Source organism: Streptomyces sp. 4N124, assembly GCF_052245395.1.
Lineage (GTDB): Bacteria > Actinomycetota > Actinomycetes > Streptomycetales > Streptomycetaceae > Streptomyces.
Window position 1 is genome coordinate 41,554 of the sequence record NZ_JBQQBS010000017.1, and the last position, 20,840, is coordinate 62,393.

Annotated in this window: 18 protein-coding genes; 7 read left to right on the forward strand and 11 right to left on the reverse strand. The window is 69.2% G+C overall.

The features are described 5' to 3' along the window. The first annotated feature begins 21 nt into the window (after positions 1-21). Positions 22-162 carry a hypothetical protein gene (locus tag ACTWQO_RS19095; RefSeq protein WP_443238552.1) on the forward strand — a complete coding sequence of 47 codons (141 nt, stop codon included), beginning with the start codon at positions 22-24 and terminating at the stop codon, positions 160-162. Between the two features lie 115 nt (positions 163-277). Here the strand turns inward: ACTWQO_RS19095 and tsaE are convergent, their stop codons facing one another. The 7 genes from tsaE to ACTWQO_RS19130 form a co-directional block, all read right to left on the reverse strand. Further along, positions 278-793: a tRNA (adenosine(37)-N6)-threonylcarbamoyltransferase complex ATPase subunit type 1 TsaE gene (gene tsaE / locus ACTWQO_RS19100; protein WP_443238553.1), complete on the reverse strand. Its 516-nt coding sequence runs from the start codon at positions 791-793 to the stop codon at positions 278-280. Further along, entirely contained in the window at positions 765-2,009 is a 1,245-nt protein-coding gene (locus ACTWQO_RS19105; protein ID WP_443238554.1) for an alpha/beta fold hydrolase, read from the reverse strand. The genes tsaE and ACTWQO_RS19105 overlap by 29 nt, the downstream gene beginning before the upstream one ends. Before the next feature lie 72 nt (positions 2,010-2,081). Beyond that, entirely contained in the window at positions 2,082-3,257 is a 1,176-nt protein-coding gene (gene alr / locus ACTWQO_RS19110) for an alanine racemase (protein ID WP_443238555.1), read from the reverse strand. Between the two features lie 190 nt (positions 3,258-3,447). Next, on the reverse strand, positions 3,448-4,095 hold the full coding sequence (locus ACTWQO_RS19115; RefSeq protein ID WP_443238556.1) for a M23 family metallopeptidase: 648 nt from the start codon (positions 4,093-4,095) through the stop codon (positions 3,448-3,450). Positions 4,096-4,262: 167 nt separating this feature from the next. Beyond that, a complete protein-coding gene (locus ACTWQO_RS19120; protein WP_443238557.1) occupies positions 4,263-4,850 on the reverse strand; it encodes a L,D-transpeptidase family protein in 588 nt (195 codons plus the stop codon). Positions 4,851-5,558: 708 nt separating this feature from the next. After that, positions 5,559-6,989: an NAD(P)H-hydrate dehydratase gene (locus ACTWQO_RS19125; RefSeq protein ID WP_443238558.1), complete on the reverse strand. Its 1,431-nt coding sequence runs from the start codon at positions 6,987-6,989 to the stop codon at positions 5,559-5,561. 40 nt (positions 6,990-7,029) lie between these two features. Continuing rightward, entirely contained in the window at positions 7,030-7,401 is a 372-nt protein-coding gene (locus ACTWQO_RS19130; protein WP_328438989.1) for a holo-ACP synthase, read from the reverse strand. 123 nt (positions 7,402-7,524) lie between these two features. Between ACTWQO_RS19130 and ACTWQO_RS19135 the strand changes: the two genes are divergently transcribed. Then, positions 7,525-7,746, forward strand: a complete 222-nt coding sequence (locus ACTWQO_RS19135) for a DUF397 domain-containing protein (RefSeq protein ID WP_443238559.1) — start codon at positions 7,525-7,527, stop codon at positions 7,744-7,746. Here ACTWQO_RS19135 and glmS read toward each other — a convergent pair. Continuing rightward, positions 7,707-9,554 carry a glutamine--fructose-6-phosphate transaminase (isomerizing) gene (gene glmS / locus ACTWQO_RS19140; RefSeq protein ID WP_443238560.1) on the reverse strand — a complete coding sequence of 616 codons (1,848 nt, stop codon included), beginning with the start codon at positions 9,552-9,554 and terminating at the stop codon, positions 7,707-7,709. The genes ACTWQO_RS19135 and glmS overlap by 40 nt on opposite strands. Positions 9,555-10,318: 764 nt before the next feature. Between glmS and ACTWQO_RS19145 the strand changes: the two genes are divergently transcribed. Then, complete coding sequence (locus tag ACTWQO_RS19145; RefSeq protein WP_443238629.1) at positions 10,319-14,602, forward strand: ricin-type beta-trefoil lectin domain protein; 4,284 nt, start codon at positions 10,319-10,321, stop codon at positions 14,600-14,602. Beyond that, positions 14,599-15,072: an SMI1/KNR4 family protein gene (locus ACTWQO_RS19150; RefSeq protein WP_443238561.1), complete on the forward strand. Its 474-nt coding sequence runs from the start codon at positions 14,599-14,601 to the stop codon at positions 15,070-15,072. Before ACTWQO_RS19145 ends, ACTWQO_RS19150 begins: the two co-directional genes overlap by 4 nt. 385 nt (positions 15,073-15,457) lie before the next feature. Here the strand turns inward: ACTWQO_RS19150 and ACTWQO_RS19155 are convergent, their stop codons facing one another. Continuing rightward, positions 15,458-15,829 carry a hypothetical protein gene (locus ACTWQO_RS19155; protein WP_443238562.1) on the reverse strand — a complete coding sequence of 124 codons (372 nt, stop codon included), beginning with the start codon at positions 15,827-15,829 and terminating at the stop codon, positions 15,458-15,460. Positions 15,830-15,946: 117 nt separating this feature from the next. Between ACTWQO_RS19155 and ACTWQO_RS19160 the strand changes: the two genes are divergently transcribed. Next, entirely contained in the window at positions 15,947-16,570 is a 624-nt protein-coding gene (locus tag ACTWQO_RS19160) for a TetR/AcrR family transcriptional regulator (protein WP_443238563.1), read from the forward strand. A 288-nt stretch (positions 16,571-16,858) separates the two neighbouring features. On the opposite strand, the gene ACTWQO_RS19165 is transcribed toward ACTWQO_RS19160, so the two are convergent. Together ACTWQO_RS19165 and ACTWQO_RS19170 are read right to left on the reverse strand one after the other, a co-directional pair. After that, positions 16,859-17,668, reverse strand: coding sequence for an ABC transporter permease (locus ACTWQO_RS19165; RefSeq protein WP_443238564.1), 810 nt, complete (start codon positions 17,666-17,668; stop codon positions 16,859-16,861). Then, positions 17,665-18,690: an ATP-binding cassette domain-containing protein gene (locus ACTWQO_RS19170; RefSeq protein ID WP_443238565.1), complete on the reverse strand. Its 1,026-nt coding sequence runs from the start codon at positions 18,688-18,690 to the stop codon at positions 17,665-17,667. Before ACTWQO_RS19170 ends, ACTWQO_RS19165 begins: the two co-directional genes overlap by 4 nt. Before the next feature lie 199 nt (positions 18,691-18,889). On the opposite strand from ACTWQO_RS19170, the gene coaA reads away from it, so the two are divergent. Both coaA and ACTWQO_RS19180 read left to right on the forward strand, forming a co-directional pair. Continuing rightward, positions 18,890-19,867 carry a type I pantothenate kinase gene (gene coaA / locus ACTWQO_RS19175; protein ID WP_443238566.1) on the forward strand — a complete coding sequence of 326 codons (978 nt, stop codon included), beginning with the start codon at positions 18,890-18,892 and terminating at the stop codon, positions 19,865-19,867. 16 nt (positions 19,868-19,883) lie between these two features. Continuing rightward, positions 19,884-20,834: a DUF389 domain-containing protein gene (locus ACTWQO_RS19180; RefSeq protein ID WP_443238567.1), complete on the forward strand. Its 951-nt coding sequence runs from the start codon at positions 19,884-19,886 to the stop codon at positions 20,832-20,834. Positions 20,835-20,840 lie beyond the last annotated feature (6 nt).

A 20,840-nucleotide genomic window follows, 5' to 3' on the forward strand; every position in this document is an offset into this window, starting at 1 on the left:
CGCTCCGGCGCAGGTGGCGGCGTGGAGATCGCGCGCGCCGCCGCACAAGACGCCAGCAACGCACTCATCGACACCCCGCCAACCGCGTACGGCTGCCGCGGGCGCTCCTCGGACCGGTCGTTCTCCGCACTGCGTTCCGAAGCCGACATGGACGCCTCCTGAGGGACGGGGGCGGACGTAGTTAGGTAGACCTAACTACGGACTGGGTACCATGTGACCACGCGCAAGACCCCGAAAGCAATATCTTGCCGACGTCATGTCGGAACGTTCACCGTGCTCACGCCGACAGCACGCTGAGGTCCGCGTTCGCCCAGCGCTCCCCCAGCCCGGTCAGCGTCACACGCCGTACCTCGTCGGCCGTGTCGCCGACAGCCCGGTGGATGTCGACCTGGAGCCGGTCGTCGGTCAGCTCCTCGACCTTGCCCTCGCCCCACTCCACGACGATCACCGACTCGGGCAGCGAGACATCGAGGTCGAGGTCCTCCATCTCGTCGAGGCCGCCCCCGAGGCGGTACGCGTCGACGTGGACCAGCGGCGGCCCGTCCCCCAGCGACGGATGCACCCGGGCGATCACAAACGTCGGCGAGGTGACCGCGCCACGGACCCCGAGCCCCTCACCCAGCCCCCGGGTCAGCGTCGTCTTGCCCGCGCCGAGTTCCCCGCTGAGCATCACGAGGTCACCGGCGCGCAGCAGCTTGGCGAGGCGGCGGCCGAGTTCGCGCATCTGGTCGGGGGAGGTGATGGTGAGGTTCTGGACGCTCGGCTCAGCCGGGTTGTGCGGTACTGCTTCCATAGCCACTTACGGTAGCCCCTGCCGGCACGGCACCCGCGCGGGTGAGCAGGTCGGCGAGACGGTCGGTGACCACTTCCGGGTGCTCCAGCATCACCAGGTGCCCGGCGTCCGGAACGAGCACCAACTCGGCGTCCGGCAGCAGATCGGCGATGGCCTCACTGTGCTCACTGGGCGTGACGAGGTCCTTGACCCCGGCCAGCACCAGCACCGGCAGATCGGTGAAATGCGCAAGCGCCTCGGTCTTGTCGTGGTCCGCGAAGGCCGGGTAGAACTCGGCGACCACATCGATCGGCGTGCCCTCGATCATCCGCTCGGCGAACCGCGCGACCGCCGGATCGACGTCCCGGGACGCGAAGGAGTACCGCTTGATGATCCCGGCGAACAGATCGGCCGTGGCCCGCCGCCCCCGCTCGACCAGCGCCGCCTGCTGCCCCAGCGCTTTCAGCACTCCGGGGAGCACACGTCGTACGGCGTTGACGCCCGCGACCGGCAGCCCGAAGTTGACTTCGCCGAGCTTCCCCGACGACGTACCGATCAGCGCGACGGCGGTGACCCGCTCCCGGACCAGCTCCGGGAACTGGGCGGCCAGCGCCATCACGGTCATCCCGCCCATGGAGTGCCCGACCAGCACGATCGGCCCCTCGGGGACGGCCGCGTCGATCACGGCCTTCAGATCGCGGCCCAGCTGGTCGATGGTGACCGGAATGCCGTCCTCGATCTGGGACGCCCCGCGCGCGGACCGGCCGTGGCTGCGCTGGTCCCAGTGCACCGTCCGTACGACGCCCCTGAGCGCCGCGCGCTGGAAGTGCCAGGAGTCCTGGCTGAGGCAGTAGCCGTGGCTGAAGACGACGGTGACGGGGGCGGGGGCCTTACGGCCGAAGAGCCGCCGGCGCCGCGGGGTGAGCCCCTCCTGGGGTTCGACGTCGTCGACCTCGTAGTACAGCTCGGTGCCGTCGTCGGCGTACGCCTTGCCGGGGGTGCCGCGCAGGGCGCCGTACGGTCCGGCGGAGTCCAGGGCGAGGCGGGCCTTCTGCCGCATCCCGCGCCCGACCGTCATGCGCTCTATCGCGACGCCGGCCGCCGCACCCGCGGCGACCACGCCGATCGCGGCACCCGCGATACCGGTCACCCGGCGCCAGTTCCCGGCCGCCCCCGTGGCGGAGGCGACGGCCGCCGAGGCGGCGTTCGCTACGGCCTCCGCACTGCTCTCGCTCACGAATCGCTCCTCTTCGCCGTACTGCTGGTCGCCGGATGGCTGTCGCTGACTGTGGTGCACGCCTCCTGGCGTCTACCCCGCTTGTTCCTCATTCACATAGACGCGCGGAACACGCGTTCCGATGCGGGTGACGATTTCGTACGCGATGGTGCCCGCGGCCTGCGCCCAGTCCTCGGCGGTGGGCTCACCGCGGTCGCCGGGCCCGAAGAGGACCGCCTCGGTCCCGGTGCCTGGCTCGTCGCCTCCGAGGTCCACGACGAACTGATCCATCGCGATCCGTCCCGCGACGGTACGCCACTTGCCGCCGATCATGACCGGCCCGGTCCCGGAGGCGTGCCGCGGGATGCCGTCCGCGTAGCCCACGGGCACCAGGCCGAGGGTGGTCTCGCCGGGGGTGGTGTAGTGATGCCCGTAACTGACGCCGTGGCCGCCCGGAACGTGCTTCACCAGCGCGACCGACGCCGACAGCGTCATCACCGGCCGCAGTCCGAAGTCGGCCGGGCCGCCGATCTCCGGGCTGGGCGAGATGCCGTAGACGGCGATCCCGCTGCGGACGAGGTCGAAGTGGCTCTCGGGCAGCGTGAGGGTGGCGGGCGAGTTGGCGATGTGCCGCACCTCGGGCCGCACGCCCTGTCCTTCGGCGTACGACACCATCTCCCGGAAGCGGCTGAGCTGGGCGTCGATGGAGGGATGCCCGGGCTCGTCGGCGCAGGCGAAGTGCGACCAGAGCCCGGTGATGCGGATGAGTCCGTCCCGCTCGGCGCGCAGGGCGGCGCCGACCAGCTCGGCCCAGTCGCCGCCGGGCTGGCAGCCGCCGCGCCCGAGGCCGGTGTCGGCCTTGAGCTGGACGCGGGCGGGTGTTCGGGTCGTCGTCTGCTGAGCGGCGGCGGTCACTTCATCCAGAGCCCACATGCCGCTGACGGATACATCGAGGTCGGCCTCGATGGCCTCGCGCCAGGGCCCGCCGGGGGTCCACAGCCAGCACATGATCCGCCCCGGGACACCGGCGGCCCGCAGCGCGAGGGCCTCCTCGGGGGTGGCGGTTCCCAGCCAGGTCGCGCCGGCCTCGACGGCCGCGCGGGCGCACGGCACCGCGCCATGGCCGTAGGCGTCGGACTTCACCACGGCCATCAGCTCCGCACCCGGTGCGAGGGCGCGCAGGGTCCGCACATTGGCCCGCAGCGCGGCCAGGTCGATCTCGGCGCGGGCGCGCAGGGGGGCGGTCGGCGGTGGTGCGTTCTCAGTCATGGCGCCCCCAGTGTCTCAGAGGGGTCTGACGGTCGAGCTCTCCGGCCGCCGGTGGCCGCCGCGATGGCGTCCCGCCGAGTGAGGCAGGAATCCTGTCCGCGCCTGCCCGCGTGAGGTGCCCGGGCCGGACGGCCCTTTGCGCCGCGCAGCGGCCATCCGCACCCGGCCATGGCCTGCGGCACCGTGCGCGTCAGAGGCGCAGTCCGTGCCGGGCCAGATATTTCACCGGGTCGATGTCCGAGCCGTACTTGCGGCGGGTGCGCACCTCGAAATGCAGATGCGGGCCGGTGGCACGGCCGGTGCTGCCGCTGCTGCCGAGCCGCGTGCCGGGCCGGACCTTGTCGCCCCGCGATACGGAGATACGGGACAGATGGGCGTAGACGACGTAGCGGGAGTCACTCATCTTCACCGTCACGGCCTTGCCGTACGACCCCGACCACCGAGCCAGTACGACGACACCGGGGCCCACCGAAAAGACCGGGGTTCCCCTCGGTACGGCGAGGTCGATCCCGGTGTGATACCCGACCGCCCAACTCCCCCGCATTCGGTAACGCGCCGTGACCCTGACCCGCCGCCGTATCGGACGGCGCCATTTCTTGGTGGGGGCGCGGTACACGTCGTCGTCCGGGTCCACCCAGTCCTGGGGTTCCTCCACGGCCGCGAGCAGGGCCTCGAATTCCTCGTCGTACTCGATGCCACAACTCCCGGCCGGTTCCTCACCCCAGTCACCCGAATCAGAATCGCTCGCGCGCTTTCCAAGGACGGCGCCCCCCAGAACAACGGCCGCCCCTCCCAGCACTTCACGCCGAGTAGCATCACGTATGTCTGATTCACTCATGCCGCCAGCGAACCACCCCCCTTTTCAGCTCCGCACACTCGGCCGACCGGGATTGCTCCCTTCGGTGGTTTCTTCACCTAGGAAGCGCCAATTTCCCGCCCTACCGTTTGCGAGCGACGGCCGCAATCACAACGCGCGCACACGAGTTACGGCCGTCGCCGCGCTGCTCAGATGGGCCTGCGCCCCCACACGTACACCCGGTCGCCCTTCTTCAGCAGGCCCCACAGCTTGCGGGCGTCGCCGTGGCGCATGCTGACGCAGCCTCTGGAACCGACGGTGGTGAAGATGGTGCCGTGGACGGCGTGGAATGCCTGACCGCCGCTGAAGAACTGGGCGTACGGCATGGGGGACTTGTAGAGCGTCGAGTAGTGATTCTTGTGCCGCCAGTAGATCGCGTGCCACCCGACACGAGTCCGATACCCTGCCCGCCCGCTGCGCATGGGCACCGGCCCGAACACGACCTTCTTCCCCTTCTGCACCCAGGTCAGCTGCCGGCTGAGATCGACACAGGCGACGCGATACGTCCGCACCGGGCACTTCTTCGCGGCATTGGGGTTCTTCTTCGCGGCGGCGACCTGCGTCCACGCCCACGTCAGAGGCCCGGCATATCCGTCGACCTCGATCCCCTGCCTCTCCTGAAACGCCCGGATCGCCTCGCAGTCCCGCTCCGACTGCTTCCCGTCCACCTTCAACTTCAGGTACCGCTCGACCTGCCGCTGATAAGGCCCGGTGAAGTCGGGACAGCTGTCCGGCACGACTTCATCGTCGACCGGAACATCATCGAGAAACGCATACGCCCTGTCGGCCGCGTCCCTGAGCTCGAGCTCAACGGCATCCAATTCAGCCCCGGTTGTGTCCTCCCCCGGCGCCAACTCCCCTTCCACACCAGCCCCAGGCGGCCCAGGCTCCGCAGAGGCGCTCCCCACAGGAATCACAGTGACAACGGCCAACAAAACCGCGACACTCCGGCGCACAAGACGTCCACTGATCATGCGCTCACATAAGCGCGCCACCTCAACGGCACCGGGGAGCCGCGCGGTAGACATCACCCGTACGCAGCCGCCCACCTGGCCTGCGGGCAGGCGTGCCGCAGGGACGGCGCCCACCCAGCAGGCAGCGGGCTGCCGCCCCGCCCAACTGCGGGCATCCGTGCCTCCGCCATAGCTGCGGGCAGGCGTGCCGCAGGGACGGCGCCCACCCAGCAGGCAGCGGGCTGCCGCCCCGCCCAGCTGCGGGCATCCGTGCCTCCGCCATAGCTGCGGGCCACCGTCCCGCCAAGCTGCGGGCATCCGTGGCTCCGCCGTAGCTGCGGGCATGCGTGCCGCCTGGGGCGGCACGGGTGGGCGCAGGCGGCACCCCGTCAGCGCCGGGCCGCGCGACCCACCCCCGCCCAGCCCCCACGCCGGGTGCGACGCATCCCGAACGTCGGCATCAGCACCGGCGCCGCCACACGCTCCGCCCCCTCACCCCCGTACATCCCTCCACGCCCCCGGAATCGCCTCGGCAACGTCATGCGCCCCCACCGGCGCCCCATCCGCCGCAAACCGCCCCGCCAACCCATGCAGATACGCCGCCACACTCCCCGCATCGACAGCCGAAAGCCCCGCCGCCAGCAAAGACCCCGCCAGCCCCGACAACACGTCCCCACTCCCCGCGGTCGCCAGCCAAGCCGTCCCCGTCGGATTCACCCGCACCGCCCCACCCCCCGCATCCGCGACCAACGTCGTCGACCCCTTCAGCAACACCGTCGCCGCATACCGCCCCGCCAACTCCCGCGCGAAGAACAGCCGAGCCCCCTCGACCTCCTCCCGCGCAACCCCCAACAGCGCGGCGGCTTCCCCAGCATGCGGAGTCATCAGCGTCGGCGCGGTACGACGACGTACGACATCCGGATCCGCAAGCCGCAACCCGTCCGCATCCACCAGCACCGGCACATCCGCCCGCAACACCTCCCCCACAGCGGACGCATCGTCCCCGGCCCCGGGCCCCACGACCCACGCCTGCACCCGCCCCGCCTGCTTGGGCCCCTTGTCGGACACCAGCGTCTCGGGGAACCGCGAGATCACGGCATCCGCGGCCGGCCCGACGTACCGCACGGCCCCGGCCCCACCCCGCAACGCCCCCGCCACAGCCAGCACCGCCGCCCCCGGATACCGCGCGGACCCGGCGGCGATCCCGACGACACCCCGCCGGTACTTGTCGCTCTCACCGCCCGGCACCGGCAGCAGCGCCGCCACATCCGCGTGCTGCAAAGCCTCCAACTCGGCCTCGACAGGCAGTTCGAGCCCGATGTCGACGAGCCGCACCGACCCGGCGTACTCCCGCGCCGGATCGATCAGCAACCCCGGCTTGTGCGTCCCGAAGGTCACGGTCAGATCGGCGCGGATCGCCGCACCCCGCACCTCACCGGTGTCGGCGTCGACGCCACTGGGCAGATCGACGGCGACAACGGCAGCAAGCGAATCCGCGACCACCGTTGCCAACGGAACCGCCTCCGCCCGCAACCCACCCTTCCCACCGATCCCGACGATGCCGTCGACGACGAGATCGGCCGCCGCGATCAACTGCTCGGCGTCACCCGGGCGCACGGCCCGGCCACCCGCCCGGCGCAGCGCCGCGAGCCCCCCGGCGTGCGCCCGCTCGGGCGACAGCAGCACCGCCGCGACCCCCGCACCACGCCGGGCCAGCCGGGCCCCCGCGTACAGCGCGTCGCCGCCGTTGTCCCCACTGCCGACCAGCAGCACCACCCGGCTGCCGTACACCCGCCCCATCAACTGCCCGCAGGCGACGGCCAGTCCGGCCGCGGCCCGCTGCATCAACGCCCCCTCGGGCAGCCGTGCCATCAGTTCCCGCTCGGCGCCCCTGACCGTTTCCACGCTGTACGCAGTACGCATGGAGTCGAGTCTCTCTCGAAACGGTCACTTCTTCAGGTCGCTACGCCTCAGCCACGACAACCGCCGAGGCCACCCCCGCGTCATGGCTCAGCGACACATGCCAGGACCGCACCCCCAACTCCGCCGCCCGCGCCGCCACCGTCCCCGTCACCCGCAACCGCGGCTGCCCACTGTCCTCGACGAAAACCTCGGCATCGGTCCACAACAGCCCCGCCGGCGCCCCCAACGCCTTGGCCACCGCCTCCTTGGCGGCGAAGCGGGCGGCAAGAGAGGCAACCCCGCGCCGCTCCCCACTGGGCAACAGCAACTCACTCTTCAGAAACAGCCGTTCAGCCAGCCCAGGCGTCCGCTTGAGCGAAGCCGCGAACCGGTCGATCTCAGCCACGTCGATACCGACCCCGATGATGCTCATTCGGGCACTCTACGAGCTCCGGGCGACCACAGACTCGCTCTCCGGTACGGGGACCGTTTCGCTCGAACCGGAACGTTCACGTGACTTCATCAGCAGGCTGGTGAAAGAGCTGTGAGGCAACCCGTGATCACCTCCGAGAACTGGCGGAAGTCGTCCTACTCCGGCGGCGGGGACGGTGACGATTGCGTGGAGATCGCCAACTCCCCCACCCACATAGCCATCCGCGACTCAAAGACCCCGGCCAGGGCAACCCTCACCTTCCCGACCGGAGCCTTCGCGGCCTTCCTCGACAACCTGAAGCGCGACTACTCCACCGTCACCGACTTCGCCAGGTTCCGAGGCTGATCCACCTCGTTCCCTCGGGCGGTGGCCAACTCACACGCGAACACCTGAAGCGGCACCGTAGCCACAAGCGGCTGCAGCAACGTCGGCGTAGCCGGAATCCGAATCAAGTGATCCGCATACGGCACCACCGCCTCGTCCCCCTCCTCCGCGATGACGATGGTCCGCGCCCCCCGAGCCCGGATCTCCTGGATGTTGGACACGATCTTGTCGTGGAGGACGGACCGCCCCCGAGGCGAAGGCACCACAACAACCACCGGCAGATCGTCCTCGATCAGGGCGATCGGACCGTGCTTCAACTCCCCCGCCGCAAAGCCCTCGGCATGCATGTAGGCAAGCTCCTTGAGCTTCAACGCCCCTTCCAGCGCGACCGGATACCCCACATGCCGCCCCAGGAACAGCACGGTGTCCTTCTCGGCGAGGCTGCGCGCAAGCTCCCGTACGGGCTTCATGGTCTCCAGCACCCGATCGACCGCACCGGAGATCTCGGACAGATCCCGGATCACGTCCCGGATCTCGTCACCCCACTTGGTCCCGCGCACCTGCCCCAGATAGAGGGCGACGAGGTAGCAGGCCACGAGCTGCGTCAGAAAGGCCTTGGTCGAGGCGACGGCCACCTCCGGCCCGGCATGTGTGTAGAGGACGGCGTCGGACTCACGGGGGATGGTCGACCCGTTCGTGTTGCAGATGGCCAGCACTTTGGAACCCTGCTCGCGGGCGTGCCGTAGGGCCATCAGCGTGTCCATGGTCTCGCCGGACTGCGAGATCGCGATGACGAGCGACTGCGGGTCGAGAATCGGGTCCCGGTACCGGAACTCGCTCGCCAGCTCCACCTCGCAGGGAATCCGCGTCCAGTGCTCGATGGCGTACTTGGCGATGAGCCCGGCGTGAAAGGCCGTACCGCAGGCCACGATGACGACCTTGTCGACTTCCCGCAGCACCTGCGGAGCGATCCGGACCTCGTCCAGCGTCAGCGAGCCGGCGGCATCGATGCGCCCCAGCAACGTGTCGGCGACGGCCTTCGGCTGCTCGGCGATCTCCTTGAGCATGAAGTAGTCGTAGCCGCCCTTCTCCGCGGCGGACGCGTCCCAGTCGACGTGATACGACCGCACCTCGGCGGGCCGCCCGTCGAACCCGGTCACGCTCACCCCGTCCCGCCGCAGCTCGACGACCTGGTCCTGCCCCAGCTCGATCGCGGACCGGGTGTGAGCGATGAACGCGGCGACATCGGAGGCGAGAAAGGCCTCCCCCTCACCGACCCCCACCACGAGCGGCGAGTTCCTCCGCGCCCCCACCACCACATCAGGCTCATCGGCATGCACGGCGACCAGCGTGAACGCCCCCTCCAGCCGCCGGCACACCAGCCGCATCGCCTCCGCGAGATCGGCGCAGGACGAGAACTCCTCGGCGAGCAGATGGGCGACGACCTCGGTGTCGGTCTCGGAGGCCAGGTCATGCCCCCGCTCCTCCAACTCGGCCCTCAGGAGCGCAAAGTTCTCGATGATCCCGTTGTGCACGACGGAGACACGCCCCGCGTTGTCGAGATGCGGGTGGGCATTCGCATCGGTCGGCCCGCCATGCGTGGCCCACCGCGTGTGCCCGATCCCGGTCGAACCGGTCGGCAACGGCCGCTCAACGAGTTCCTTCTCCAGATTGACCAGCTTCCCGGCCCTCTTCGCAGCGGCCATCCCACCGTCCGCGAGCACGGCGACACCCGCCGAGTCGTATCCCCGGTACTCCAGCCGCTTCAGCCCGGCCATCACCACATCAAGCGCCGACTGCGACCCCACGTATCCCACGATTCCGCACATGCGCGGCAGCCTACGACCGATTTCGCGCCCGAAACGGTCACCGCGTGCCCGATTTCGGAAATTCCCACCGCGGTACGAACGCTCCGACGGGCATCTGCCCGAAGCGTAGACATGGACGACATTCGGCCAGTTCTGGACTGCAGGCAGCCCTTGCCTTCACCTCACTTCACAAAGCAATCACAAATAACTCGCAAGCTACGCACGGCATTTACATGCCCCGGAGTGCGGCCAGGGGCGGTGCAAGTTCGCGCCAGGTCCGGCCGTGATCGGGTTTACCCCCTGTTACCTGCCCATGCCCTGTGTCTATCGTGATCGCCGCGCGCAGCGGACCTGACCAGCCCGCCATCGTGCGCGCCAATCGGCGACCGGGGGAACAGCGTCGCCACACGGGGAGGGACCGCATCGTCATGCCGTCGTATCGGCTGTCATTCGCGCAGACCGGCCGGAGCCGCACTGTGCTTTGCCTCTGACCCGCGCCGCACAGTTCCCCCCTCTTCGGGCCTCGCCCGCCCTCATGACGAAGAAGGGATGCCCTCTTGCGCCTCAGACCCAGACCAGGACTCCGCATACCCAAACCGCGAAAGACCACCCGGTTCCTGACCCCCATCGTGTCGTCCGCCGTGGCCGTAGCCCTGCTGAGCGGCCTGGCCGTCCAGTCCGTCCCGCCCGACCGGAACGCGGCGGACGGCAGCAGCCCCGTGGCGGACGGCTACGACGGCTTCGACGCCACGGCGGCCGAACAACTCCGCCAGGACCAGTGCCTGATGGCCGACGCGCTGCGCGTGGGCGGCTCATCCATGGCCGCTACCGCTCAGGACGCCCTCGGCCAGACTCCCGACAAGCTGCGCACCGCGGCCAACCGCGAGTACTGGAACGACACCCCATTGTCCAAGGCGTTCGACCAGGACAAGGCCGCCGCTGACAAGGAACAGTCGGCGCTTACAGCCCGCGTCGACGCATGGCAGAAGCCGCTGGAAGGGCTGACGACTCCGGCCGGATTCACCGAAACCGACTTCCACTGGCCGCCCGGCTCGCCCGGTGACGGGAAGGAGGACTTCTACGCCCAGACCGGCTTGACGAAGTGGATCTCGGCTCGGTTCTGGAAGGAAGAGAGCGACTTCTACAAGGATCCGACGGCGAAGGCTGACGACAAGACGGTCAAGGCTGTCACCGACCTTGGCACCCCGCTCTACGGCCAGTCCCCCGACTCGTCGCTGCCTACCCCCGAGTGGCAGCAGGCGTACGCGGAACACCAGGCCTGGGAGAAGCTGACCGACGGGGCGTTTGAGCCCATGGGCGCGGACAATGCGCGCCTCTTCCTTTCCTCCGGTGGTTTCCCGCGCACCGCGCCCGAGCCGGGCACCGTCGAACACCGGATCGCGGTCGAGGATCTGAAGTCCCGGTTTGCGGCGTGTGCCTGGCGCACGCCGATCGACCCGAGCAAGGTCCTCGGCAAGGAGGTCGCCGCCGCGTCGGCGGAGTGGCAGCAGGAGATCACCTCCCAGGCAACGCAGCGCAACCAGATCCTGGACGCCAACGAGGACGCCACCAAGGCTCTCGCCGCAGGCTCGAAGACGCTGGGTGAGTTGCTGGGACAGTCCTGGACGGCCGACCATCTCGCGCGCTGGCAGGACTACTGGTCTCCGGGTGGGCCGGGCTGGGTCGGCGATGCCCCGGCAGTGATCGAGGTCCATGCCGCTCAGGGCAAGTGCCTGGATGTCGAAGGGGGGAAGAAGGACAGCGGTACTCCTGTCCAGCTGTACACGTGCAACGGCTCGGCGGCGCAGAAGTGGAAGGTCTACGGCGACGACAAGGGCCTGCACCTTCAGAACGTCAACTCGCTGAAGTGCATGGACGTGTCGAACAGCGACTCGGCCAACGGCACGAAGATCCAGATCTGGACGTGCAACAGCAGCCCGGCGCAGACGTGGGAGTTCAACCTCCGGGCCACGACCAGCCTGCGTAACGTCGGCACCGACAAGTGCCTCGACCTGCACGAATACGCCAACGGCCACAACTCGTGGCTGTGGACGTGCAACGGCACCGGTCCGCAGCAGTTCGACGTCGAGCCGACCGGCCACAACGGCACCGTTCCGCCGAAGGCACAGTTCGACAAGGCCAAGGCCGGCATCGCAGCCAGCCAGGCAGGCGCGGCGAAGCAGTTGACCGTGCTCAAGACGCAGCTCGCCGCCGCTAGGCAGGCCGCGGCCACCAGCGACAGCGCCGAGCAGGCCGCCTCCGCCATCGCCGACGGCAATGGTGCGCCCCGAGGCCGTGGCCTGCTGGTCGGTCAGCAGAAGGCTCAGGTCACCAAGGGAGCGGTCGCCGCGCTCGAGGCGATGGTGAAGGCGGGCGAGACCGCCGAGGCCGCCACCCGCGCATCCGGCGGTGACAGCCAGACCATTGCTCAGCGTGCGCTCGCGCAGGCCGCCCAGGTGAAGGCGGAGTTCCGCAAGAAGGCTGCGGAGACAGCCGAGTTGCAGGCCAAGGCCGCGGCCGACGCCGCGAAGGTGCACCGCGACAACGCCAAGAAGGACAAGGAGAGCGCAGAAGCCAAGCTCTCTGTGGCCCTGAAGGCCGAGGGCGAGGCCAAGGCAGCCGCCACCGACGCCCACGCCAAGCGCCTGGCTGCCGAGGCCGAGGAGAAGACGGCCAAGGCGGAGAAGGAGAAGGCCGCCGCCAAGCAGGCCGAGGCCGCGCAGCACAAGAAGAACGCCGAGACCGAGGCGACGAACGCGAAGAACGCCAAGGACAAGGCCGAAGGATCCGAGGCCACGGCTGTCGAGAAGAAGAACGCCGCCATCAAGGCCCGCGACCACGCCAAGGCCATGCGGGACGACGCATGGGACGCCGAGCAGAAGGCCGCCGCCGTCCGCGCCAAGGCCGACGCGAAGGCCGCCTACGCCGACTCTCTGGACGCCGGTGAGGCAGCCGACGCCGCCCGGGCCGCCGCCAATGACGCCGACAAACACGCGGACGACGCCGAAGCCGCCGCGACCAGGGCCCGTTCGGAGGCGAACGCAGCGACCAAGGCGGCCGAAGAGGCGGACGCGGCTGCCACCCGCGCCGAGGCAGCCGCCAAGCGGGCCCGAGCCGCAGCGGACGGCGCGCAGGCCGCGAAGTTGAAGGCCGATGCCGCGGTGAAGACCGCGACGAGCGCCGCAGCGGACGCGATCAAGGCCGCGCAGCACGCTGCGTCGGAAGCGCGAGCGGCGGTCAAGCTGGCGGACGAGGCGAAGGCGAAGGCCAAGACCGCCAAGTCCCATGCGGACGAGGCGAGCAAGGAAGCCGCCAAGGCCGTACTCGCCTCGGCGAAGGCCGCGGGCTTCGCCCATGTCACCGCCCAGGCAGCGGTGAACGCCGGGAAGGCAGCCGCGCAAGTCGCCAAGCCGGCCAACGACGCCATCCAGCTCGGCTCCCCGTACGTCACCACCGATTCGGCCGCAGGCCTGGTGGTGCTGAGCGGACAGGCGTCGAAGACGATCGCCGAGCAGCAGAAGGCCGTCGCCGAGGCCCACGCCAAGAATGCCCAGGAGGAGGCCGCCGCAGCCAAGGCGATCGCCGACCAGGCGCAGGGCGACGCGAAGGCCGCCCACCAGCACGCCGCGAACGCCGCCAAGCACGCCTCGGATGCCCGCGGTTACGCGAAGGAGGCCCTCGGCTACGCCGCCGACGCCGCCACGGCCGCGTCCAAGGCCACCGCGTCACTGGCCCGCACCATCGAGTACGACCGCCAGGCCACCGAGGACGCCGCAGCCGCCGACAAGGCGGCAGGCCGCGCCGAAAGCCACGCCAAGGCGGCCCGCGACTCCGCCGACCAGGCAGCCCTCGACGCCGAAGCCGCCCGCACGGCCGCCTCATTGGCCGAGGAGGCCGCCAAGGACGCCCGCGCGGCAGCAGACCGGGCCGACACCGCGGCGACGGAGGCCGAAGAGGCCGCGAAGGACGCCGACAAGTACGCCAAGGAGGCTCAGGAAGCGGCCGCACGCACGGAGACGGCGGACAAAAACAGCAGCATTCAGAAGGGGTCGTCGGTCGGCAATATCGGCAACGTCTTCTACGTCGACCGCATCGAGACTGTCGGTGAACCGGAGGACGTCAAGAAGGACAACTGCAACGTCATCGTCCACTTCGGGAACTGCACGGTCACGGCCACCATCACCTACAAGGTCGAGATCGACGTCTACCTCTGCACGGCCCTCGACCTGCCGGCCACCCAGGCCGGATGCCCTGAGTGGGAGACGCTGTTCCTCGGAACGCAGCCGGTCAAGCCCCAGAAGCAGAAGGTCACGAAGACCATCTCGATGACCGAGTTCAACGAGGGCGTCGACCCGGTCGACATCCTCGTCGGGCATTGGATCGAGTGCGCCGAAAAGGTGGCCCCGGGCGGCGCGAGCGGAAGCTTGGGCGGCTGCGGCTGGGCAGCCTTCGATGTCGCGGCCTTCGTCTTCGGCGGCAAGATCACCGAGGCCGTGGTCAAGAGCATTCGCGCCCTTGACGCCTCACTGCGTACTGGGATCGGAGTCGGTGACGCCTACAAGGCGCTGCGGGCGCTCGACATGGACCCCGGAGCCGCCGCCAACATCGGGCGCACGTTGGCCGCGTACGAGGACGACGTCGCAGCGGCCTGCCAGGCCGTGGGCCGCGTCACCCAGCTCGTCAGAGCGCTGGCCGCAGCGGCATCGAACGGACTGCCCTGCAAGTTCTGGAAACTGAGCGATTTCGAGAACCAGCGTGTGTACCAGCGGGATGACCTGATCGACCCCAATTACACGTCGCCCAAGCAGAAGGAGGGCCTCAGCAATTTGGAGTTGATGCAGAACGGCAGGCCCCCGTACGGTCCGGACGACAAGCAGATGCAGCTTCACCACATGCTGCAGACCCAGGAAGGCCCGATCGCCGAGGTAACCGGATCGTTCCACTCGGCGAACAGTAAAGTCATCCACTGGAAGTCTGGGACGAAGATCCCCAGCGGGATCGACCGCCCAAGCTTCAACAAGTGGCGGGAGCGGTACTGGGCCAACCGAGCGAAGGACTTCGGCGGATGACGGGCATCGAAGCGAGCCGACAGGTCATCGACTTGGTTCGCGCCAACGAGGACAGGGCAAGGCACCACCAGGGCTGTTCCCCCGACATCATCGCCCGTGCCGAGCGGGAGATGAGCCTGACGTTCCCGCCGTCGTACCGGCTCCTGATCGAGGAGTTCGGCACTTGGGATGTGCCGCCCACAGAGTTCCTCGGTGTCTACCAGACCGAACGCGCCGGGGATGTGCTCCTGGGTTCCGTGGTCGAGACCCTCGACGCCCGGGCCACCGTCGGCATGCCGCCGGAACTGATGGTGGTCCTGCTCGACGACGTGTGGTTGTTCGCCGTGCTCGACACCTCCCAGCCCGACGACGACGGCGAGTATCCCGTCTTCGCCTGGAACCCAGGGGTCCTGGACGGCGGGCTGATGGAGAAGATCGCGGACAGTTTCGGAGAGTTCGCGCTCAAGGAGTGCCAGCAGAATCTGAGTTGACCCGCTCCGCGGGACCGACAACGGACAGGGGTCCGCACGCCGATCGTGCGGACCCCTGAACGCCAGCAGACCTACGTCGACCTCACCCGCACGGAGTGAAGCGCGCTGCGCGACAAGACGCCGCCCCTCTCACCGCCAAGGAGGTCGGGGCAGGATCCTCACAACGGCGGGTCTTCAGGACAATGCCCCGGCTGCCCTCGGCGGCGACCACAGCACTGGCTCCGCCACCGCCCCGCCCAGCAGCAGTCCGCCGAACAGTAGGCAACTTGTTGGTGTTTTGGGCATTCTCACGACGCCCTGAACCGCTCCGGGGTCGGTGGAGGCTCCGGACTGTCCAGGTTGCACGCCTGGCCAGGTGACCGGGTGGTGGCGGCGACTTGCGCGCTCACGAGTGGGAGTGAGTGGCGGTTCGTTGGGTGAGGGCTTGGCTCTGGGCCGGCAGGCCGATGCGCCAGGAGAACATCACGGTCATGACCATGCTGATCAGTGCGGGTACGAGGACCGCGACTCCCACCTCGTCCCGGACGAAATTGGAGAATACGGCCACCGTGAACACGCCGGACGCCAGTCCGAATGCGGATGCGAGCACCGGCACCGCGCGCTCCGCCGGCAGTCCCGCAGCGGCGACCAGTGCGGCGCACACCAGCGCGTCGGGGGCGACGAAGGCGCTCTCCACATCGCTCACGAGCAGATTGACGAACGTTCCCAGGCTGATGAGGACGGCCACGCATCGGCCGACAGTAAGGGTGGTGGGCATTTTCCGCCTCCTTCGGTTCGGCGGCGCTCACCGCCACGGCGACCTCCGCCTTGTCTACAGCGTAGACAAGGCGGAGGCGAGATGTCTACGGCGTAGACAAGGTGCGAGACTGCAGGCATGACCAAAACTCGCTTCCTCACCCCCGAACTGATCGTCCGTAAAGCCCTGGAGGTGGGCGATCGCGGCGGTGCGGAGGCGATGACGATGCGCCGGATCGCAGCGGAGCTGGGATGCGACCCCATGGCGCTCTACCGGCACTTCGCGAACCGTGAGGCCCTACTCGACGCCGTTGCCGACCACGCCGTCGCCGAAGTGAGGGACGCCGACCTCCGGATGCCCTGGGATGAGCGCATCTCAGTGACCGCGGACGCCATCCGCAATGCCGCGCTGAGGCATCCCGGGATTACCGCGCATCTGGCCGCACGTCCGCCCATGGGAGAGAACGGGCGGCGGATCGCCGTGGGCATGCTGGGTGCGCTCGGGGCGGCCGGGCTGCCGCCGGCCACGGCGGTACGAAGCTTCCAGACACTCATTGCCTACCTGGCCTCGTCGCTGGCCATGGCGGTCCAGGCGGGAGCGCGGGACCGGCGCTGGGAGCAGGTACGCGACATGGTGAACGAGCTGCCCGGATCCGCCGCTCCGGGCGAGGAACTATTTGTCGTCGGGTCAGCCGAGCAGTTCCAATTCGGGCTGCGGCTGCTGCTGGCCGGCATCAGGGCAGAGGCCGCGGCTGGTCGATGACCGACCGTCTGCGGACCGAAATCGGGGACAAAGATCCCCCACTGGAATCGACCGCAACGAGTTCCGGAAGTGGTCACAGCGGTATTGGAAGAACCGAGCCAAGGAATTCGAGTGACGATCCGCTCTGAGCCAGATCATGCATGACCGACGGGAGCATGGTCCACGTGAAGGCCTCCAGCCCTGATCCATCCATGTACAGGCCCCGCCGAAGCCAAGTTGTCGCGCCCTCGGCGGGGCCTGCTTCAAATTGAGGGATGGTGCAATGCGCCTGTCCCGCTGAGGCTCCCCTCACGTCTTCGCCCGATAAGCCCGCATAGCCAACGGATAAAACACCAGCGCGATCCCCGCAGCCCACACCAGCGACCACATCACCGGCTCCGCCACCGCCCCACCCAGCAGCAACCCGCGGAACGCGTCGGACAGATGGGTCACCGGGTTGACGTCGCTGAAGGCCTGGAGCCAGCCGGGCATGGTGTCGACGACGACGAAGGCGCTGCTGGTGAAGGTGATGGGGAAGATGAGGGTGAAGGCGAAGGCCTGTACCTTCTCCGCGTCGCCGGCCAGCATGCCGATCAGCACCGCGCTCCAGGAGACGGCCGCGGCGAAGACGACCAGCAGCAGGATGCCGAGCAGGAACCCGTCGAAGCCGCCGGTGACCCGGAAGCCGAGCAGCAGGCCGAGGCCGATCATGAGCAGCATCGCCCAGACGTGCTTGGCGAGGTCCGCGGTGATGCGCCCGATGAGCGGGGCGGAGCGGGCTATCGGCAGGCTGCGCAGACGGTCGAAGACGCCCTTCGTGAGGTCCGTGTTGAGCGCCATCGCCGTGTACATCGTCATGAACAGGGTGTTCTGCACGATGATCCCGGGCAGCGCGTACTTCAGATACGCCTCGGGCGATCCGGCCATCTGCCCGCCCAGCACATAGGTGAAGAGGAACACGAACATGATCGGCGTGATGCTGTAGTCGACCAGTTCGAGCGGATTGTGCTTGACGGCGACCAGGCTGCGCCAGGCCATCGTGAAGGTCTGCTGGAGGCCGGCCAGGGGCCGCACACGTCCCGATGCCGTGATCGGGGCTGTGGCAGTGGTCGCGGTCATGACCGGCTCACCGCCTTCTCCGGCTCAGCCTCAGAGTCGCGTACGGCAGAGTCTCGTACGGCCGTACCGCCGTCGTTCTCCGGCTCGCCCGGCTCGGCACGGTGGCCGGTCAGGGCGAGGAACACCTCGTCCAGCGAGGAACGGCGCAGCGCCAGCTCGCCCACCGCGATCCCCTCGCGGTCGAGCGTGCGCACCACGGCCGGCATGAGCTGGGGGTCGTTCACCGGGGCGGTGATCGTCTCCCCCTCGATCTGGGTCTGCGGCCCGGCCGCCTGGGCGACCAGCCGATGCGCCCGCGCAAGATCCTGCGCCAGCACCGGCCGCAGTTGCAGCACCTGCCCGCCGACCTGCGACTTCAGCTGGTCCGGGGTGCCCTCGGCGATCACCCGGCCCTTGTCGATCACCACGATGTCGTCGGCGAGCACATCGGCCTCGTTGAGATACTGCGTGGTCAGCAGGGCGGTCGCGCCGTCCGCGACCAGGCCCCGCAGCAGGTCCCAGAGCTCACCGCGGCTGTGCGGGTCCAGGCCGGTGGTCGGCTCGTCGAGGAAGAGGATGCTGGGCCGGCCCACCAGGCTGGCCGCGAGGTCCAGGCGCCTGCGCATGCCGCCGGAGAAGGTCTTCACGGCCCGTCCGGCCGCGTCCGTCAGCTGAAAGCGCTCCAGCAGCTCACCCGCCCTCGCCTTGGCCTCCCGCCGCGGCAGACCGAGCAGCCGGCCGATGAGCAGCAGGTTCTCCGTGCCGGTCAGGTTCTCGTCCACCGCGGCGTACTGCCCGGTCAGCCCGACGAGGGCGCGGACGACCCCGGCGTCCCGGACCACGTCATGACCGGCCACATGAGCCCGGCCGGCATCCGGGCGCAGCAGGGTCGCGAAGATCCGCACGGCGGTCGTCTTCCCCGCACCGTTGGGACCGAGCAGCCCGAGCACCGAGCCCTTACGGGCCCCCAGGTCGACCCCGGCCAGCGCCTCGGTCTCCTTGAACCGTTTGACCAGGCCTTCCGCCTCAATCGCATAGGTCATGGGTCACCCCTCGACGTTCGTCACCCGTCGACGTTCATGGACCCCGGCCTGGGCCCACCCTTCCCACAACTGTGACGCACACCACTGACATTCCCCGTCTTGCCCGGGTTCGCCCCGAAAGCGGGCCGCGTGACGGACCCCACCCCGCCGACTGTTCGTACTCCCGTAACAATGGACTGTGATCTCTCCGGTCTCCCCGATGCCCCGGAGCGCCCACCGGCACAGGCCGGAGGCGACTCCCTACGTCGACCTCACCCGCACGGAGTGGAGCGCGCTGCGTGACAAGACGCCGCTCCCCCTCACCGCCGAGGAGGTCGAGAAGCTGCGCGGCCTCGGCGATGTCATCGACCTCGACGAGGTGCGGGACATCTACCTCCCGCTGTCCCGGCTCCTCAACCTCTACATCGGCGCCACCGACGGCCTCCGCGGCGCCCTGAACACCTTCCTCGGTGACACCGGCGAGAAGGGCTCCCAGTCCGGCACCCCGTTCGTCATAGGCGTCGCCGGCTCCGTGGCCGTAGGAAAGTCCACGGTCGCCCGCCTCCTCCAGGCCCTGCTCTCCCGCTGGCCCGAGCACCCGCGCGTGGAGCTGGTCACCACCGACGGATTCCTGCTGCCCACCAAGGAGTTGCAGGCCCGCGGCCTGATGTCGCGGAAGGGTTTCCCCGAGTCGTACGACCGCCGCGCGCTCACCCGTTTCGTCGCCGACATCAAGGCGGGCAAGGACGAGGTCACGGCCCCCGTCTACTCCCACCTCATCTACGACATCGTCCCGGGCCAGAAGCTCACTGTCCGCCGCCCGGACATCCTGATCGTCGAGGGCCTGAACGTCCTTCAGCCCGCCCTCCCCGGCAAGGACGGCCGCACCCGCGTCGGCCTCGCCGACTACTTCGACTTCAGCGTGTACGTCGACGCCCGCCCCGAGGACATCGAGCGCTGGTACCTGAACCGGTTCCGCAAACTCCGCGACACCGCCTTCCAGAACCCGTCCTCGTACTTCCGCAAGTACACCCAGGTCTCCGAGGAGGAGGCCCTCGACTACGCCCGTACCACCTGGCGCACGATCAACAGGCCGAACCTCATCGAGAACGTGGCCCCCACCCGGGGCCGTGCCACCCTGATCATCCGCAAGGGCCCGGACCACAAGGTGCAGCGGCTCAGTCTGCGCAAACTGTGACCGCTACCCTGCCCCCATGCTGCACCTCCGCCTGATCACACCGTCCGGCAAGACCGACGACGTGGTCCGCCTGATCGAGAAGACGGTCGGCACCACCCACCTCGTGGTGCTGCCGGGCGCCGCCCGCAACCCCGCGGGGGACGTGGTGATGTGCGACGTGGCGCGCGAGGCGGGTGACGAACTCATCGGCGCGCTGCGGGAGTTGAACCTGGACAAGACGGGGTCGATCGCCGTCGAGAACATCGACCTGTCACTCTCCAAGCGCGCCGAGAAGGCCGAGGAGGAGGCACCCGGCGAGGGCGCGGACGCGGTCCTGTGGGAGCACCTGGCGGACGCGACGCACGAGGAGTCGACGCTGTCGATCACCTACGTCGCCTTCATCACGCTCGCCACGATGATCGCGGCCTGCGGTGTCGTCCTCGACAACGCCATCCTGATCGTGGGCGCGATGGCGGTCGGCCCGGAGTTCGGCCCACTGGCCGGCTTCTCCACGGCGATCGTCCAGCGCCATCCGCGCCTCGCGCTGCGCTCACTGATCGCGCTTCTGGTCGGCTTCGCGGTGGCGATGGCGGTGACGGTCGGCTTCAGCGTCTTCATGGACTCGGTGGGCCTGTTCACGGAGGAGAAGCTGCACGATGACAGGCCCAACACCGGCTTCGTCTACGCCCCCGACTGGTTCTCGTTCGTCGTGGCGGTCCTCGCCGGCATGGCAGGCACCCTGTCCCTCACCTCATCCAAGTCGGGCGCCCTGGTAGGCGTAGCCATCTCCGTGACCACAGTCCCCGCGGCAGCCAACGCGGCCGTCGCCCTGAGCTACGGCGACACCAAGCAGACCTGGGGCTCCACCGAACAACTCCTCCTGAACCTGCTCGGCATCATCCTCGCCGGCACGCTCACGCTCCTGGCCCAGAAGTGGCTCTGGGCCAGGCAGCGCGAACGTACCGCCAAAGCAGGAAAGCCGTTCTGACGGAGC

What these genes read in the sequence shown, in the direction of transcription:
- tsaE (WP_443238553.1), bottom strand. Translation starts at nt 793, where the DNA reads ATGGAAGCAGTACCGCACAACCCGGCTGAGCCGAGCGTCCAGAACCTC.
- alr (WP_443238555.1), bottom strand. Translation starts at nt 3,257, where the DNA reads ATGACTGAGAACGCACCACCGCCGACCGCCCCCCTGCGCGCCCGCGCC.
- ACTWQO_RS19115 (WP_443238556.1), bottom strand. Translation starts at nt 4,095, where the DNA reads ATGAGTGAATCAGACATACGTGATGCTACTCGGCGTGAAGTGCTGGGA.
- ACTWQO_RS19125 (WP_443238558.1), bottom strand. Translation starts at nt 6,989, where the DNA reads ATGCGTACTGCGTACAGCGTGGAAACGGTCAGGGGCGCCGAGCGGGAA.
- ACTWQO_RS19130 (WP_328438989.1), bottom strand. Translation starts at nt 7,401, where the DNA reads ATGAGCATCATCGGGGTCGGTATCGACGTGGCTGAGATCGACCGGTTC.
- glmS (WP_443238560.1), bottom strand. Translation starts at nt 9,554, where the DNA reads ATGTGCGGAATCGTGGGATACGTGGGGTCGCAGTCGGCGCTTGATGTG.
- ACTWQO_RS19145 (WP_443238629.1), top strand. Translation starts at nt 10,319, where the DNA reads ATGGCCGACGCGCTGCGCGTGGGCGGCTCATCCATGGCCGCTACCGCT.
- ACTWQO_RS19150 (WP_443238561.1), top strand. Translation starts at nt 14,599, where the DNA reads ATGACGGGCATCGAAGCGAGCCGACAGGTCATCGACTTGGTTCGCGCC.
- ACTWQO_RS19155 (WP_443238562.1), bottom strand. Translation starts at nt 15,829, where the DNA reads ATGCCCACCACCCTTACTGTCGGCCGATGCGTGGCCGTCCTCATCAGC.
- ACTWQO_RS19160 (WP_443238563.1), top strand. Translation starts at nt 15,947, where the DNA reads ATGACCAAAACTCGCTTCCTCACCCCCGAACTGATCGTCCGTAAAGCC.
- ACTWQO_RS19165 (WP_443238564.1), bottom strand. Translation starts at nt 17,668, where the DNA reads ATGACCGCGACCACTGCCACAGCCCCGATCACGGCATCGGGACGTGTG.
- ACTWQO_RS19170 (WP_443238565.1), bottom strand. Translation starts at nt 18,690, where the DNA reads ATGACCTATGCGATTGAGGCGGAAGGCCTGGTCAAACGGTTCAAGGAG.
- coaA (WP_443238566.1), top strand. Translation starts at nt 18,890, where the DNA reads ATGCCCCGGAGCGCCCACCGGCACAGGCCGGAGGCGACTCCCTACGTC.
- ACTWQO_RS19180 (WP_443238567.1), top strand. Translation starts at nt 19,884, where the DNA reads ATGCTGCACCTCCGCCTGATCACACCGTCCGGCAAGACCGACGACGTG.